The sequence below is a fragment of the Streptomyces sp. P1-3 genome, from assembly GCF_050613155.1.
Classification (GTDB): Bacteria; Actinomycetota; Actinomycetes; order Streptomycetales; family Streptomycetaceae; genus Streptomyces.
Map to the genome: position 1 here is coordinate 1,262,479 of NZ_CP192512.1, position 13,448 is coordinate 1,275,926.

The window sequence follows — 13,448 nt, forward strand, 5'->3', positions numbered from 1 at the left end:
TGCTCCGTAAAGGAAGGGACGGTCAGAGACGTTCGATGACGGTCGCGATGCCCATGCCGCCGCCGACGCACAGGGTCACCAGGCCGAACCGCTTGTCCTGGCGCTCCAGTTCGTCGACGAGCGTGCCCACGAGCATCGCGCCGGTGGCGCCCAGCGGGTGGCCCATGGCGATCGCTCCGCCGTTGACGTTGACCTTGTCCAGGCTCAGCCCCATGTCCTTGACGAAGCGCAGCACGACGGCGGCGAACGCCTCGTTGATCTCGACCAGGTCGATGTCGTCGATGGTCAGCCCGGCCTTGGCCAGGGCTTTGCGGCAGGCGGGGGCGGGTCCGGTCAGCATGATCGTGGGGTCGGCCCCGGAGACGGCGGCGGAGACGATCCGGGCGCGGGGGGTGAGCCCGAAGCGGGCCCCGGCCTCTGCGCTGCCGATGGCGACCAGTGCCGCGCCGTCGACCATGCCGGAGGAGTTGCCGGCGTGGTGGACGTGGTCGATGGCCTCGACCCAGTGGTACTTCTGGAGCGCGACGGCGTCGAAGCCACCGGCCTCGCCGATCGCGGCGAACGACGGCTTGAGGGAGGCCAGGGTCTCGGCGGTGGTGCCGGGCCGGATGTGCTCGTCGCGGTCGAGGACGACCAGGCCGTTGCGGTCGCGGACGGGTACGACGGACCGTTCGAACCGCCCGTCCTTCCACGCCTCGGCGGCCCGCTCCTGGGACAGCGCGGCGAAGGTGTCGACGTCCGTCCGGGAGAACCCCTCGACGGTGGCGATCAGGTCGGCGCCGATGCCCTGGGGGACGAATCCGGTCTCGTAGGCGGTCATCGGGTCGGCGAACCAGGCGCCGCCGTCGGAGCCCATCCGCACCCGCGACATCGACTCGACGCCGCCCGCCAGGATCAGGTCCTCCCAGCCGGAACGCACCTTGGCCGCGGCCAGGTTGACCGCCTCGAGACCGGAGGCGCAGAAGCGGTTCTCCTGGACGCCCGCGACGGTGTCGGGGAGCCCCGCGGCGATGGCCGCGACCTTGGCGATGTCCGAGCCCTGGTCGCCGAGGGGGCTGACGACGCCGAGCACGATGTCGTCGATGGCGGCCGGGTCGAGGTCCGGGAGCCGCCGCCCGATCTCGTGGATCAGGCCCACGACCAGGTCGATGGGTTTGGTTCCGTGCAGGGAGCCATTGGCCTTGCCGCGCCCGCGCGGGGTGCGGATGGCGTCGTATACGTACGCTTCGGGGGTCACGGTCAGCCTTTCGACACACAGGTCCGGGGAAGGAGGAGGTCAGGACAGCAGCGAGCGGCCGATGATCTCCTTCATGATCTCGGTGGTGCCGCCGTAGATGGTCTGGATCCGGCCGTCGGTGAAGGCTCGGGCGACGGGGTACTCCGCCATGTAGCCGTAGCCGCCGTGCAGTTGCAGGCAGCGGTCCGCGACCCGGTTGTGCAGTTCGGTGGCCCACCACTTGGCCATCGAGGCGTGTACGGCGTCCAGCGCGCCCGCCGAGTGCTCCACGATGCACCGGTCCAGGAAGGTGCGGGTGACGGCGCACTCGGTGGCCATCTCCGCGATCTGGAACCTGATGTGCTGGAGCTTGGCCAGCGGCCTGCCGAACGCCTCGCGCTCCTTGACGTACGCGGTGGTGATCTCCAGCAGCCGCTCGGCCCCGGCGATGGCGCTGACCGCGATCGACAGCCGTTCCTGGGCGAGGTTGTTCATCAGATGGACGAAGCCGCCGTTGAGCTCGCCGAGCAGGTTCTCCTTGGGGACGCGGACGTCGTTGAAGAAGAGCTCGGCGGTGTCCTGCGCCTTCTGGCCGATCTTGTCGAGGTTGCGGCCGCGCTCGAACCCGGCTGTGCCGCGCTCCACAACGAGCAGGCTCAGGCCCTTGGCGCCGCCCTCCGGGGTGGTCTTGGCCACGACGATCACCAGGTCGGCGTGGATGCCGTTGGAGATGAAGGTCTTGGAGCCGTTGAGCAGCCAGTGGTCGCCGCGGTCCTCGGCGGTGGTGCGGATCCCCTGGAGGTCGGAGCCCGCGCCGGGCTCGGTCATGGCGATCGCGGTGACGATCTCGCCCGAGCAGAAGCCGGGCAGCCAGCGCCGCTTCTGCTCCTCGGTGGCGAGCGAGATGAAGTATGGGCCGATGATGTCGTTGTGCAGCGCGAGGGCCAGCCCGCTGGCCCCGGCGCGCGCGAACTCCTCGGAGAGCACGGCGGCGTAGCGGAAGTCGTCGCTCCCGCCGCCGCCGAACTCCTCGGGGACGGCGGTGCCCAGCAGACCCTGGCGGCCGGCGGCGCGCCACGCCTCGCGGTCCACGATGCCGTCCTTCTCCCACCGCTCGTGGTGCGGCAGCACCTCCTTGGCCAGGAAGGTGCGGACGGTCTCACGGAAGGCGTCGTGCTCCGCGGTGAAGATGTCGCGCTTCATTGCTCGCTCTCCTTGGCAGGCTCGTACGGGGGCAGGCCCGGCACGCCCCAGTCGGCGGCCACCTCCGCGGCGTCCGCGCCGGGCCGGGCGGGAGGCCGGTGCACCGCGCCGGGCGTGGCGGAGAAGCGCGGTGCGGGGGCGGGCTGGGTGATCCCCGCGTGCGCCACGAAGGTGCCGCGGGCGGCGAGGTGCGGGTGGCCGGGGGCCTCGCGCAGCGAGAGTACGGGCGCGACGCAGGCGTCCGAGCCCTCGAAGACCTCCGCCCACTCGGCGCGGGTACGGGTCCGGAAGCGGGCGGCGACGGCGGCGCGCAGCTCGCCCCAGCGCGCGAAGTCGTCGCGGGCGGGCACCTGGTCCGCGATCCCCAGCAGGTCGATGAACTCGGCGTAGAACTTGCGCTCCAGCGCGCCGACCGCCATGTAGCCGCCGTCGGCGGTCTCGTACGTGCCGTAGAACGGGGCGCCGCCGTCGAGCAGGTTGGCGCCGCGCCGGTCCTGCCAGCCGCCGGCCGCCATCATCCCGTGGATCATGGCGGTCAGGTGGGCGGTGCCGTCGACGATCGCCGCGTCGACGACCTGTCCCGTGCCGGTGGTACGGGCGTGCTGGAGCGCGGCGAGGACGCCGATGACCAGGTAGAGCGAGCCGCCCGCGTAGTCGCCGAGCAGGTTGGCGGGGACGGCGGGCGGCTGGTCGGCGGCCGCGCCGATCATGGACAGGGCGCCGGTGATGGCGATGTAGCCGATGTCGTGCCCGGCGGTGCCGGCGAGCGGCCCGTCCTGGCCCCAGCCGGTCATCCGGCCGTAGACCAGCCGCGGATTGCGCGCCAGGCAGGCGTCCGGGCCGATCCCGAGCCGCTCGGCGACGCCGGGCCGGTTGCCCTCGATGAGGACGTCGGCCCGCTCGGCCAGGTCGAGGACGGCCGCCACGCCGCCGGGGGCCTTCAGGTCCAGCAGCACCGAGCGTTTGTTGCGGTTGGTGATGTCGTGGTCCGGGTCGATCCGCAGTCCCGCGCCGCCGGGCCGGTCGATCCGTACGACGTCCGCGCCGAGGTCGGCCAGGAGCATGGCGGCGAACGGTCCCGGGCCGATCCCCGCCAGTTCCACCACGCGCACTCCGGCCAGCGGGCCGCGCGGTGTCGGCGTCGCCTCCGCTTCCGCCTCCGTCATCCGGCCCCCAGCCATTGTGACACCGTTGCTGTAACACCGTTGATGCTAAGAACGTGTTCCAGTTTCCACAAGGGTTGCTGACGAAGCCATGGCGTCCCGGCCGGTGAGCCGGGCGAGTCGCCGCGGTACGTCCCCGCCGACGAGCACGATCACCACCAGGGTCAGTCCGAAGGTGAGCACCGCCAGCGCCCGGCCCAGCGGCATGCTCTCGGCCATATGGGCGCCGAGCACGGGCGCGACCGCGCCGCCCAGCGCCCCGGTGTTGTAGACGAAACCCAGCGACGCGGCCCGGTTCTCGATCGGGAAGTGGCCCGCGATGTACTTGGGCAGGATGCCGGAGATGCCCTGGCCCAGCGCGAGCAGGAAGAACAGCAGGACACCGAGGCCCACCAGCGAGTCCTGGACGGCGAAGACGGGGAAGACGAAGGCGAGCGAGGCCAGCAGGGTGCAGGCGTACGCCCGCCGGGTGCCGATCCAGTCGCCGACGAACCCGGCGAGCCAGCAGCCGGCCATCGTTCCGAACCCGGCGTAGAACATCACGTCGGTGACCTCGGAGGGTGCGTAGCCCAGCTCGGTCTTGAGATACGTGGGCAGCAGCGCCTGGATCGGCCAGCTGGCGAGAAAAGCACAGAAGACGGTGCACGTCAGCGCGACATGCAGCACCCAGCGGCGGCCGCCCAGCTGTACGGCGAAGCCCACCAGACAGGCCGCCGCCAGCAACGCCAGCGGCCACACCAGCCCCTCCCCCACCGGGGTGAAGACGCAGAACAGCGCGACGGTCGCGGCCGCGGCGAGCACGGTGTTGACGCAGCCGCGCACCCGCCCGCGGAACAGCGGCCGGAAGGGATTCGGGGGCGCCCCGCGCCCGGCCACCTCCGCGCTCCAGTCCGTCGCCTCCGGCAGGGCGCGCCGCACCCACAGGGCGACGAGCACCGGAGCGACGCCGATCCAGAACATCCACCGCCAGCCCCAGGCCGGTACGACCCACTTGTACAGCTCGGCGGCCAGGATCGTGCCGCCCGCGTAGCCCGAGATCAGAAACCCGGAGGCGCGGTTGCGCAGCCGGGCCGGCCAGCTCTCCAGGACATAGGTGACGCTGGCGCTGTACTCCCCGGCCATGCCCATGCCGATCAGCAGCCGGGCGGCGAAGAGGCTGGTGTAGTCCCAGGCGAAGCCGCAGGCGAAGGTGCCGAGCGAGTAGAGCAGGATGCTGGCGATCATGGCGGGCTTGCGGCCGTGGCGGTCGCCCATCGCGCCGAGCAGCGCGCCGCCCAGCCAGCGGGTGACGAAGGCCCCGGAGACCAGGCTCGCCGCGGCCGCCGCGCTGAGGTGGAACTCGTCGGCGATCTCGGTGAGGACGAGCGTGATGAGGACGAAGTCGAAGCCGTCCAGCAGATAGCCGACCCAGGCGGCGAACATCGCCTTCCACTGGCCGCCGGACACCTCGCGGTACCAGCGCGCCGGGCGCGGCCGCGGCGCGGCGGGCGGGGGCGCCGCCGCGTCGGCTCCCGTCATCGCAACAGCCCCCCGTCCCGGAGGAGTCGGCGTACGATCGCGTGCTCGGCGTCGCCGAGCGGGAGTTGAGGGGCGGCGGTGGCCGGGCAGTCGATCACGCCGAGCAGGCGCAGCGCGGCCTTGAACCCGCCCAGGGCCGAGGAGCTGCCACCCATGCGCGCCGGGTCGCCGGTCTCGGTGAGCGCGAACAGGGCGGCGAGCCGGTCCTGTTCGGCGGCGGCCTCGCGCCAGCGGCCCGCGCGGGCGTGCTCGTACAGCCGCACATAGCCCTCGGGATCGACGTTGCCCAGCCCCGGGACGACGCCGTGCGCGCCCGCCAGCAGCGCGCCGTCCACGGCGAGTTCGGAGCCGGTCAGCACCGAGAAGGACCGGTGCAGGCCGCGGCGGCGCAGCTCCACCAGCAGCCGGCGCAGCGCCCCGTCGTCACCGCTGCTGTCCTTGAGCCCGGCGAGCGTGCCGTCCTCGGCCAGTGGCAGCAGTACGCCGGGGGTCAGCTTGGTGTGCACCGAGGCGGGCATGTCGTACGCGAAGAGCGGCAGGCCCGCCCCGTCCCGGACCCGCCGGAAGTGGTCGGCGATCTCCGCCGGGTGGGTGCGGGTGTAGAAGGGGGCGGTGGCCACCAGCGCGTCCGCGCCCGCCTGTGCCGCGGCCCTGGCATGGTCCAGCACCCGCGCTGTCGACATGTCGATCGCCCCGGCGAGCACCGGCACCCGCCCGCCCGCTGCTGCGCACACCGTCGTCAGCACGGTGCGCCGCCGGCCGTCGGTCAGATAGGCGGCCTCACCGCTGGAGCCGAGGGCGAACAGCCCGCTCACCCCGGCCGCGACGAGCCGTTCCACCAGGACCGTCAGCGATCGGGTGTCGACGTCACCCGCGGGGGTCAGCGGAGTGCACAGCGGCGGGACGACGCCCGTGAGCGGAACCGGAAGGCGCATCGGAGTCCAGCTTTCTGGCTTGCGACGAGATCAAACCGGACATGGGACATCCTATGTGTCCGCAATGTGTCCGAGGCGACACAGGCTGTCAAGCCCTCACAGCGCGCCGGTGGGGCGTGCCGATCGACGTGTTGACCCGAAAATCGGCGGCTTCGTAGGGTCGAGTCCTCGGGGGCAGGGCGAACGGACGAGAGGAACCCGGGATGCGGCGGCGGGAGACCAGGACACAACGGGCGTACGACGTCGTGCTGTTCGGCGCGACGGGGTTCGCGGGCGAGCTCACGGCGGCGTATCTGGCGGCGCACGCCCCCGCCGAAGCTCGCTGGGCGCTGGCGGGCCGCGACCAGGAGAAGCTGAGGCGGCTGCGGGACCGGCTGGCGGCGGTCGACCCGAAGCTCTCCGGTCTCGCGCTGCTGCACGCCGACAGCACCGATCCGGCGTCGCTGCGCGCGATCGCCGCCGACACGCATGTCGTGGCCACCACCGTCGGCCCCTACCTGACCTACGGCGAGCCGCTGGTGGCCGCCTGCGCCGAGGCCGGGACGGACTACGCGGATCTCACGGGTGAGCCGGAGTTCGTCGATCTGATGTATCTGCGGCACCACGCGCTCGCCCGGTCGACGGGCGCCCGGATCGTGCACTCCTGCGGCTTCGACGCGATCCCCCAGGACCTCGGCGTCCACTACACGGTGGCGCGGCTGCCCGAGGGAGTGCCGCTGCGCGTCGAGGGCTTCGTACGCGGCAGCGGCACCATATCCGGCGGCACCCTGGCCTCCGCCATGACGGCCCTCTCCCGCCCGGTCGGCATGGTCCGCACCGCCGCGGCGAGGCGGCGGGCCGAACCCCGCCCCACCGACCGGACGATCTCGGCGGGCCCGGGACGATTGCACCGGCGCCGGGACCTGGGCGCCTGGGCCGCGCCGATGCCGACCATAGACCCGCAGACCGTGGGCCGGTCCGCCGCCGCCCTGGACCGCTACGGCCCGGACTTCCGCTACCGGGCCCACATGGTGGTCGACCGGCTGCCCGTCCTCGTCGGGGGCGCCGCCGGTTTCGGCGCGCTGTTCGCCGCCGCCCAGCTCCCACCGGCCCGCCGCTGGCTGTCCGGGCGGCTCCAGCCCGGCGAGGGCCCGGACGCCGAACGGCGCGCGAAGAGCTGGTTCGCGGTCCGCTTCGCGGGCGAGGGCGGCGGCCACCGGGTGGTCACCGAGGTGTCCGGCGGCGATCCGGGCTACGAGGAGACGGCGAAGATGATCGCCGAGTCCGCGCTCTGCCTGGCGTTCGACGACCTGCCGGAGACGGCGGGCCAGGTCACGACGGCGGCGGCGATGGGCGAGGCGTTGACGGAACGGCTGATGCGGGCGGGGCTGGTCTTCCGCACGGTCTCCCCGCCTCGCCCGTCCCCGTGACCCGGGGCGTCTCGTCCGTTTCCCCGGTCGCCCGGTCGCCCGGACCCAGGTGCTCAGCCGTGCTTCAGCTTCTTGGCCATGACGGCGTATAGCGGCGAGTCGTCTGACGGCTTCGCTTCGCCCACCTTGTAGTACTTCCAACTTTCATATAGAGATTGAGCCTTTGGGTTGGTGGACTCCACTTGGAGCGTTACGACATCGGATTCGACTGATTCGAGCAGTGCGTCATGAATCTGCTTTGCCCGACCTGTACCGCGCCATTGAGGAACCACCATCAATTCTGACAGCGCGAAGACGGAGCCCTTGGTGCTGGCTGGTCGCTGGTGCCCCTTCCACCACCCACCCGGCTTGAGCATGGAGCCGTATGCATACCCGACGGGGCCGCCCTCTTCCCAACCCGTTACACACTGCCAGTTCTCACGCGAGGACCACAGCTCGACGAAGTATGAGAAGCGTTCGCGCGAGTGAAACGGGTTCGGATCGTTCGCGTACACCTCGTCGTGGATGTCCAGCAGCAGGGACCTGACGTTCCGCGCATCGGCATATGTGTAGCGCTTCAGATCCATTGACGGGATTCCTCGATCCACTCGACGGCTTCGGGGCTCTTTGTGCCTGAGGCTACGATCACCTTTCGTGTCGCGGCCAGAGTGTGGGCGAGTCTCCTCGAACCGGAAGAGGGCGGCAGTAATGCGTGAGCCTGTCTGCCTGCCGCAGAGGCCAACTCCAGGTCTCCTTGCCTGGCTTGGGCCAGCGACAGATGCGCGGTGTACAGAGCCCTGTTGCGGACCATGGCGGCAGGGATGGCAGCGAGCGTGCGATGTAGGCAGCACTCCGCCTGTCTGTGATCACCCAGTGCCGACCACACGAACGAGGACAGAGCGTGCATCTCGCTGGCGTCGTTGAACTTGACCCACTCTGGACCTTGCGCGTCGGCGCTACGCGCGAAGGCCCGCTCCGCGTCACCGAGGGCTCGCAGAGCTTCTGAGCGATGCCGGAGGCGCGCAAGTCCGATGGCGTTCCGGATGTGCCCGAAAGACGCGTACAACGGGTCTCTCCGGGCGATGGAGGAGCGCTTCATCACCTCTGCTCCGGCGACGGCTTCGGCGTAGTTCTTACGCTGGCCGGAGGTGAGGATCAGAAGGTTCCAGACGTCCCGGACGGATCCCTTGAGGAGATGACGAGTAGCAACACCCCCGAAGACGGCGGCGTACGCGCCACGCTCCGGCGGTTCCTCAAGCACGACTTGCCGGAGGCCACGGAGCTTTCCTGGCTCTGCCCGGTCCACAAGGACTCGGCGGCCATGCGGCTGGTGCTCCGCTCCCGGTACGTCTGCGATCACTGCACGCGCGAACGCAACCGCCTGCGCTGATCCCGCAACCGCCCGCCCGGCCACACCCCGGGCGGGGTTTCCACATGCTCTGTACCAGCCGCTGCGCCAGGGGCCTGGCATCCAAGGAAGGAACAACCATCAGTGCGACCGCAGCGCTTCCAGGACTTCGCCCTGGACCTTGCGAAGAACGCCCCAGCCGCAGGCGTGGTGTCGACGCTCGCCGAGGCGGGTGACACCAAGCATCCGTTCGGCCTGTCGGTGAAGCTCGGCGGTACCGAGGTCCGGTGGCAGGTCATCGCGGAGTTGGCGCCCGGGGATAAGCACAGCGTGCCGGAAACACCTGTCGAAGGTGACCCCATGGCGCCGATCGAGTGTCCTCAGATCTCCGGTAGCCCGTCGGCCGCAGACGCGGAACTGTGGCTGGCGTCGCTGCTGTCGTCCAGTGGGAACCGGGAGCTGTGCTCCCTCGAACTGTGGTCACGCCGCGACGATGCTCGACCCGGTCATCACGGGCTGACCGCTCGTTTCCACTCGGGCGCCAAGATCTACGTCCGCTCCTTCTGACGGAGTGGCTGCACGGCCCCGTCCGTGCGCTGCCCCCCTTGGCGCTCGAACGAGGTGGGGAAAGATCGTCGTCCGAATGCCGCCAGCATCGGGCCGCCCCCGCCCCCACGATGGGCACATGAGCGACAACGACTACGAGATCCGGGCCATCGCGCCCGCCGTGCTGGAGCAGTTGCGCGAACGGGACGACGCGGGCAACGCGCCGCAGCCGTACGTGGACGAGGAGGGCGGCGCCCCGCTGCGCTGCTGCCTGCGCCGCGGCACTCCGGGCGAGAAGATCGCACTGGTCTCCTACGCCCCGCTGCGCCGCTGGGCGCGCGAGACCGGTGCCCGACCGGGGCCGTACGTCGAGGTCGGCCCGGTCTTCATCCACCCCGCCGGCTGCGACGGCTGGGCGGGCGACCGCTTTCCCGAGGTGATGCACGGCGACCGGAGGGTGCTCCGCGCGTACTCCGCGGAGGGGAGGATCCTCGGCGGGCGGCTGCTCGACGGTGACACGGTGACCGTCGACGAGACGCTTGCCGAGATGTACGCGGATCCGCAGGTGGCGGCGGTGCACGTACGGTTCGTCGAGTTCGGCTGCTTCCTGCTGGAGTCGCGCCGCATCGGGTGACGTCCAGGTGACAGCTGATCAAGGTCAAGGGCGGTCGGTCCGACGGCCCTTGACCTGCCGTCGCCGCGAGGCACCGCCGCCCCGCCCCGTCACCTCGGCTGGCGCGCCAGCGCCTCGCGGCAGAGCGCGTCGGCGCGCCGGGTGGTCTCCGGCAGCCGGTACGCGGGCGCCAGGTGCAGCGTCCACGCGCAGGCGGCCGGCAGGCCCACGCGGTGCCCGACGGAGACGAACACCGGCTTGACGCCGTCCCGGGTGCGCAGCGCCCGGCCGACCTCCTCGGCGCCGTCCAGCAGCGGCGACCAGTCACCGCGCCGGGCGCCGGGGTCCGTGAAGCCGAAGGTGAAGGGGTTCTTCGCGACGCCCGCGGTGGGCAGGCCGGTGAGGACGCCCAGGTGGCTGGCGAGCCCGAAGCGGCGCGGGTGGGCCAGCCCGTAGCCGTCGCACACCACGAGGTCCGGGGTGCGGGTGAGCCGGTCCAGCGCGTCGAGGACGGTGGGGATCTCACGGAACGCCAGCAGCCCCGGCACGTAGGGGAAGGAGACCCGGCCGACGGCCGTGGCCTCCTCCAGCACCTCCAGGGTGCGGCCGTCCAGGGCGACGGCGGCGGCCGCGACGGTGTCGCGCTCGTCGTCGTAGGCGACATCCACGCCGACGACGACGCCCGTGCCCGGGGCGGGCCCGTCCTCGCCGCGCTCCACGAGCGCCCGCAGCCGCAGTTGGACGGCGGTCGCCTCCGCTTCGGTGGTGGGCCAGTCGCGCAGCAGCTCGGTTCTCGTGGGACGCATGGTCATGATGGGGCTCACGGTACTCGAACGGCCCCCGCGTAGGGTGAAACCATGTTCGTACTTGAGCTGACCTACACCGCCCCGATGGAGCGCGTCGACGCTCTGCTCGAAGAGCACGTCGCCTGGCTGGACGAGCAGTACGCCGCGGGCGTCTTCCTGGCCTCCGGCCGCAAGCAGCCGCGCGACGGCGGGGTGATCCTCGCGGTCGCCGAGAGCCGCGCCGCGATCGAGAAGATCGCGGCGGCGGACCCGTTCACGGTGGCGGGCGTCTGCGCGTACCGCATCACGGAGTTCATCGCGACCAAGACGGCGCCCGGGCTGGCCGACTACCGGGAGCAGCTGCAGGCGTAGCCCCCGCCGGGGGGGACGAGCCTCCGGCGGGTCCGGTGTGTCCCGGGCGGGGCGGGCCTCCGGCGTGTCCGGTGTCCCGGGCGGGGGCGGGCCTCGGTGCCCCGGGCGTCGTGGCCCGCCGTACGCGCCCTACGGCTCCAGGCGGGCCGCGCGGCCGCGCTCGCCCGCTGCCCAGCAGCCCAGGTCCGGCGCGCAGTCGACCGTGTCGTACGAGCCGTCGTCGACCGTGCGCCAGCTGCGGCCGCCGTCCGTCGTGAGGTCGGTGCCGGTGGGGCCGACGGCGAGCGCGACCGAGTCGGTGTGCGGCAGCCAGGCCACGCCCGACCGGTAGGCGGTCGGCGGGCGTCCGGCCGCCGACCAGGTGGCGCCGCGGTCGCCGCTGACGGCGGCGGCGTTCGGCGAGGACTGTCCGGCGCGGTAGTCGCCGCCGACCGCGATGCCGTGCCGGGAGTCGCGGAAGGCGAGCGCGAAGACGCCGCGCGCCGGGTCGCCGGCTGGTACGGGCGTGTCCGTCGCGGACCAGGTGCGGCCCCGGTCGGCGGAGTGCAGCACCCGGGAGGTGGCCGCACCGCCGGTGGCGAGCCACGCGTGCCGCCCGCCCGAGCTGACCAGGCACTGGCCGCTGGCGGCGAACGCGGCCTCGCCCGGCTGGGCGGCGGGCATCCCGTCCGAGGGCAGCACCCGCCAGCTGCGGCCGCCGTCGCCCGTGGACAGGATGCGGTACTTCCCGTCCACGGGGTCGCTGAGCGCGATGCCGTGCCGGGAGTCGAAGAAGGTCACGCAGTCGTAGAAGGCACGCGGATCGGTGTTGCGGAAGCTCTCCGTCCAAGTGGCGCCGCCGTCTTCCGTACGGAGCACCCGGGAGGCCTCGCCCTCGCCGATGGCCAGGACGACGGCCCGCCGGGCGCCGAAGGCCTCGACGTCGCGGAACTCCAGCTCGCCCGCGCCCGGCGGTGAGACGTCCCGCCAGCTGCGGCCGCCGTCGGTGGTGCGCAGGACGGTGCCCTTGGAGCCCGCGAGCCAGGCCGTGTCCCGGCTGACGGCGGCCAGCCCGCGGAAGCGGGCATCGGTTCCGGTGTCCTTGAGCCGCCATCCGGCGTGTGCCGGCCGCTGCCGTACGGACTCGGCCTGGCCGGATCCGGCGGCCTCGGCGTCCGCCGCGGCAGCCCCAGGAGCGGAGCCCGCCCGCGCGGAGCCGGACTCGGCGCTGCCAGGCATCGATGGTCCGGTCGGCGCGGGTCCGGCGTGTGCCGGTACGCCGACGGCCGCCATCAACGCCGCCCCGAACAGCCCAATGGACACCACTCGTATCAGGTTCCCCATGCCCCTCATGGGGCTGGAAGCTAGCCCATCGGCCGGACCCCGTCCATGGGCCCGTCGGCGGCGCCGCCCGGCGCCGCCCGGTGCCGCCACACCCCGAATCGCGGGAGCTCGGCGCCCTTCCTATCGTGGGCAGGGGGAGCGAGGAGACGTACCGCATGACAGTCACGGTCAGCGACGCGCCCCGGGCGCAGCGCTTCGAGGCCCGCCTCGGCGGCGAACTCGCGGGCTTCGCCGAGTACATCCGCACGCCTCGGCTGATCGCGTTCGTCCACACCGAGGTGTACCCGGCGTACGAGGGCCAGGGCATCGGCTCGGCGCTCGCCCGCTCGGGGCTCGACGTGGCGCGGGCGGAGGGGCTGGAGGTGCTGGCCGCGTGCCCCTTCATCTCGGGCTGGATGGCCCGTCACCCCGACTATCTGAGCCTTTCGTACAAGAACCGCAGCCGGGTCACCGACTAACGGTGTGGATTTCATAGGCATAAGCCGCACATATCCACCGAATCAAAGGGCCGTGACGCACGTCACGTCACCCTCGGATGCACTGCTACCACCGTCTGGACGTCTATCCGGTCAAGAGGGTCAAGGATCCGCATCGTCCGCATCGATCGCTAGGGAGCCCGGCGATGTCCACCGTCATCGACCAAGCCGTCCAGGCACGCCTCATCGCGTCCACGCCGGAGGCCCGCGCCATCCCCGCGACTCTTCGCTACACACGTACGGATCCGTTCGCCGTCCACGTGGGTTTCCCCCCGGCCGCCTCCCTGGACGGTTCGGAGGTCCAGTGGACGTTCGGCCGCGAGCTGCTCGCCGCCGGGCTGCGCGGCCCGGCGGGCAACGGTGACGTGCACGTGTGGCCGTGCGACGAGGAGCGGACGATTCTGGAGTTCCACGCTCCCGAGGGCATCGCGCTGGTCCAGTTCCACACCGCCGATCTGCGGCGCTTCCTGGAGCGCACGTACGACGTCGTCCCCGAGGGGGACGAGGGCGGGTACATGCACCTGGACGACGATCTGGCCACGCTGCTGCGGGACGTCTGACG

At 72.1% G+C, this 13,448-nt stretch carries 15 protein-coding genes; 7 read left to right on the forward strand and 8 right to left on the reverse strand.

Annotation, left to right across the window (positions count from 1 at the left end; all coding sequences use genetic code 11):
- Positions 1-22: 22 nt before the first annotated feature.
- The 5 genes from ACQUSR_RS05420 to ACQUSR_RS05440 are packed head-to-tail and all read right to left on the reverse strand — an operon-like array spanning position 23 to position 6,035.
- Positions 23-1,237 carry an acetyl-CoA C-acetyltransferase gene (locus tag ACQUSR_RS05420; RefSeq protein WP_431041376.1) on the reverse strand — a complete coding sequence of 405 codons (1,215 nt, stop codon included), beginning with the start codon at positions 1,235-1,237 and terminating at the stop codon, positions 23-25.
- A 39-nt stretch (positions 1,238-1,276) separates the two neighbouring features.
- Entirely contained in the window at positions 1,277-2,419 is a 1,143-nt protein-coding gene (locus tag ACQUSR_RS05425) for an acyl-CoA dehydrogenase family protein (protein ID WP_431041377.1), read from the reverse strand.
- The gene (locus ACQUSR_RS05430) at positions 2,416-3,585 is read right to left on the reverse strand and encodes a CaiB/BaiF CoA transferase family protein (protein ID WP_431041378.1); all 1,170 of its coding nucleotides are present in this window, start codon (positions 3,583-3,585) and stop codon (positions 2,416-2,418) included. Before ACQUSR_RS05430 ends, ACQUSR_RS05425 begins: the two co-directional genes overlap by 4 nt.
- 45 nt (positions 3,586-3,630) lie before the next feature.
- A complete protein-coding gene (locus tag ACQUSR_RS05435; protein ID WP_431041379.1) occupies positions 3,631-5,100 on the reverse strand; it encodes a sialate:H+ symport family MFS transporter in 1,470 nt (489 codons plus the stop codon).
- On the reverse strand, positions 5,097-6,035 hold the full coding sequence (locus tag ACQUSR_RS05440; protein ID WP_431041380.1) for a dihydrodipicolinate synthase family protein: 939 nt from the start codon (positions 6,033-6,035) through the stop codon (positions 5,097-5,099). The genes ACQUSR_RS05435 and ACQUSR_RS05440 overlap by 4 nt, the downstream gene beginning before the upstream one ends.
- 203 nt (positions 6,036-6,238) lie before the next feature.
- Between ACQUSR_RS05440 and ACQUSR_RS05445 the strand changes: the two genes are divergently transcribed.
- On the forward strand, positions 6,239-7,444 hold the full coding sequence (locus tag ACQUSR_RS05445) for a saccharopine dehydrogenase family protein (protein ID WP_431041381.1): 1,206 nt from the start codon (positions 6,239-6,241) through the stop codon (positions 7,442-7,444).
- 53 nt (positions 7,445-7,497) lie between these two features.
- Here ACQUSR_RS05445 and ACQUSR_RS05450 read toward each other — a convergent pair whose 3' ends face one another.
- Positions 7,498-8,010 carry a GNAT family N-acetyltransferase gene (locus ACQUSR_RS05450; RefSeq protein ID WP_431041382.1) on the reverse strand — a complete coding sequence of 171 codons (513 nt, stop codon included), beginning with the start codon at positions 8,008-8,010 and terminating at the stop codon, positions 7,498-7,500.
- 608 nt (positions 8,011-8,618) lie between these two features.
- Here ACQUSR_RS05450 and ACQUSR_RS05455 point away from each other — a divergent pair.
- The 3 genes from ACQUSR_RS05455 (at position 8,619) to ACQUSR_RS05465 (ending at position 9,951) form a co-directional block, all read left to right on the forward strand.
- Positions 8,619-8,813 (forward strand): hypothetical protein, encoded by a 195-nt coding sequence (locus ACQUSR_RS05455; protein ID WP_431041383.1) that lies wholly within the window; start codon positions 8,619-8,621, stop codon positions 8,811-8,813.
- Between the two features lie 102 nt (positions 8,814-8,915).
- Complete coding sequence (locus ACQUSR_RS05460; protein WP_431041384.1) at positions 8,916-9,338, forward strand: hypothetical protein; 423 nt, start codon at positions 8,916-8,918, stop codon at positions 9,336-9,338.
- Positions 9,339-9,456: 118 nt separating this feature from the next.
- Positions 9,457-9,951 carry a DUF1203 domain-containing protein gene (locus ACQUSR_RS05465; protein WP_431041385.1) on the forward strand — a complete coding sequence of 165 codons (495 nt, stop codon included), beginning with the start codon at positions 9,457-9,459 and terminating at the stop codon, positions 9,949-9,951.
- Positions 9,952-10,040: 89 nt separating this feature from the next.
- Here the strand turns inward: ACQUSR_RS05465 and ACQUSR_RS05470 are convergent, their stop codons facing one another.
- Positions 10,041-10,736, reverse strand: a complete 696-nt coding sequence (locus tag ACQUSR_RS05470) for an endonuclease V (protein WP_431041386.1) — start codon at positions 10,734-10,736, stop codon at positions 10,041-10,043.
- Positions 10,737-10,787: 51 nt separating this feature from the next.
- On the opposite strand from ACQUSR_RS05470, the gene ACQUSR_RS05475 reads away from it, so the two are divergent.
- Entirely contained in the window at positions 10,788-11,087 is a 300-nt protein-coding gene (locus ACQUSR_RS05475) for a YciI family protein (RefSeq protein ID WP_431041387.1), read from the forward strand.
- 129 nt (positions 11,088-11,216) lie between these two features.
- Here the strand turns inward: ACQUSR_RS05475 and ACQUSR_RS05480 are convergent, their stop codons facing one another.
- A complete protein-coding gene (locus tag ACQUSR_RS05480) occupies positions 11,217-12,305 on the reverse strand; it encodes a WD40/YVTN/BNR-like repeat-containing protein (RefSeq protein ID WP_431047404.1) in 1,089 nt (362 codons plus the stop codon).
- Positions 12,306-12,565: 260 nt separating this feature from the next.
- Between ACQUSR_RS05480 and ACQUSR_RS05485 the strand changes: the two genes are divergently transcribed.
- Positions 12,566-12,868: a GNAT family N-acetyltransferase gene (locus ACQUSR_RS05485; protein WP_431041388.1), complete on the forward strand. Its 303-nt coding sequence runs from the start codon at positions 12,566-12,568 to the stop codon at positions 12,866-12,868.
- 164 nt (positions 12,869-13,032) lie between these two features.
- Positions 13,033-13,446: an SsgA family sporulation/cell division regulator gene (locus ACQUSR_RS05490; RefSeq protein ID WP_431041389.1), complete on the forward strand. Its 414-nt coding sequence runs from the start codon at positions 13,033-13,035 to the stop codon at positions 13,444-13,446.
- Positions 13,447-13,448 lie beyond the last annotated feature (2 nt).

What these genes read in the sequence shown, in the direction of transcription:
- ACQUSR_RS05425 (WP_431041377.1), bottom strand. Translation starts at nt 2,419, where the DNA reads ATGAAGCGCGACATCTTCACCGCGGAGCACGACGCCTTCCGTGAGACC.
- ACQUSR_RS05430 (WP_431041378.1), bottom strand. Translation starts at nt 3,585, where the DNA reads ATGACGGAGGCGGAAGCGGAGGCGACGCCGACACCGCGCGGCCCGCTG.
- ACQUSR_RS05435 (WP_431041379.1), bottom strand. Translation starts at nt 5,100, where the DNA reads ATGACGGGAGCCGACGCGGCGGCGCCCCCGCCCGCCGCGCCGCGGCCG.
- ACQUSR_RS05440 (WP_431041380.1), bottom strand. Translation starts at nt 6,035, where the DNA reads ATGCGCCTTCCGGTTCCGCTCACGGGCGTCGTCCCGCCGCTGTGCACT.
- ACQUSR_RS05445 (WP_431041381.1), top strand. Translation starts at nt 6,239, where the DNA reads ATGCGGCGGCGGGAGACCAGGACACAACGGGCGTACGACGTCGTGCTG.
- ACQUSR_RS05450 (WP_431041382.1), bottom strand. Translation starts at nt 8,010, where the DNA reads ATGGATCTGAAGCGCTACACATATGCCGATGCGCGGAACGTCAGGTCC.
- ACQUSR_RS05455 (WP_431041383.1), top strand. Translation starts at nt 8,619, where the DNA reads ATGACGAGTAGCAACACCCCCGAAGACGGCGGCGTACGCGCCACGCTC.
- ACQUSR_RS05465 (WP_431041385.1), top strand. Translation starts at nt 9,457, where the DNA reads ATGAGCGACAACGACTACGAGATCCGGGCCATCGCGCCCGCCGTGCTG.
- ACQUSR_RS05470 (WP_431041386.1), bottom strand. Translation starts at nt 10,736, where the DNA reads ATGCGTCCCACGAGAACCGAGCTGCTGCGCGACTGGCCCACCACCGAA.
- ACQUSR_RS05475 (WP_431041387.1), top strand. Translation starts at nt 10,788, where the DNA reads ATGTTCGTACTTGAGCTGACCTACACCGCCCCGATGGAGCGCGTCGAC.
- ACQUSR_RS05480 (WP_431047404.1), bottom strand. Translation starts at nt 12,305, where the DNA reads ATGCCTGGCAGCGCCGAGTCCGGCTCCGCGCGGGCGGGCTCCGCTCCT.
- ACQUSR_RS05485 (WP_431041388.1), top strand. Translation starts at nt 12,566, where the DNA reads ATGACAGTCACGGTCAGCGACGCGCCCCGGGCGCAGCGCTTCGAGGCC.
- ACQUSR_RS05490 (WP_431041389.1), top strand. Translation starts at nt 13,033, where the DNA reads ATGTCCACCGTCATCGACCAAGCCGTCCAGGCACGCCTCATCGCGTCC.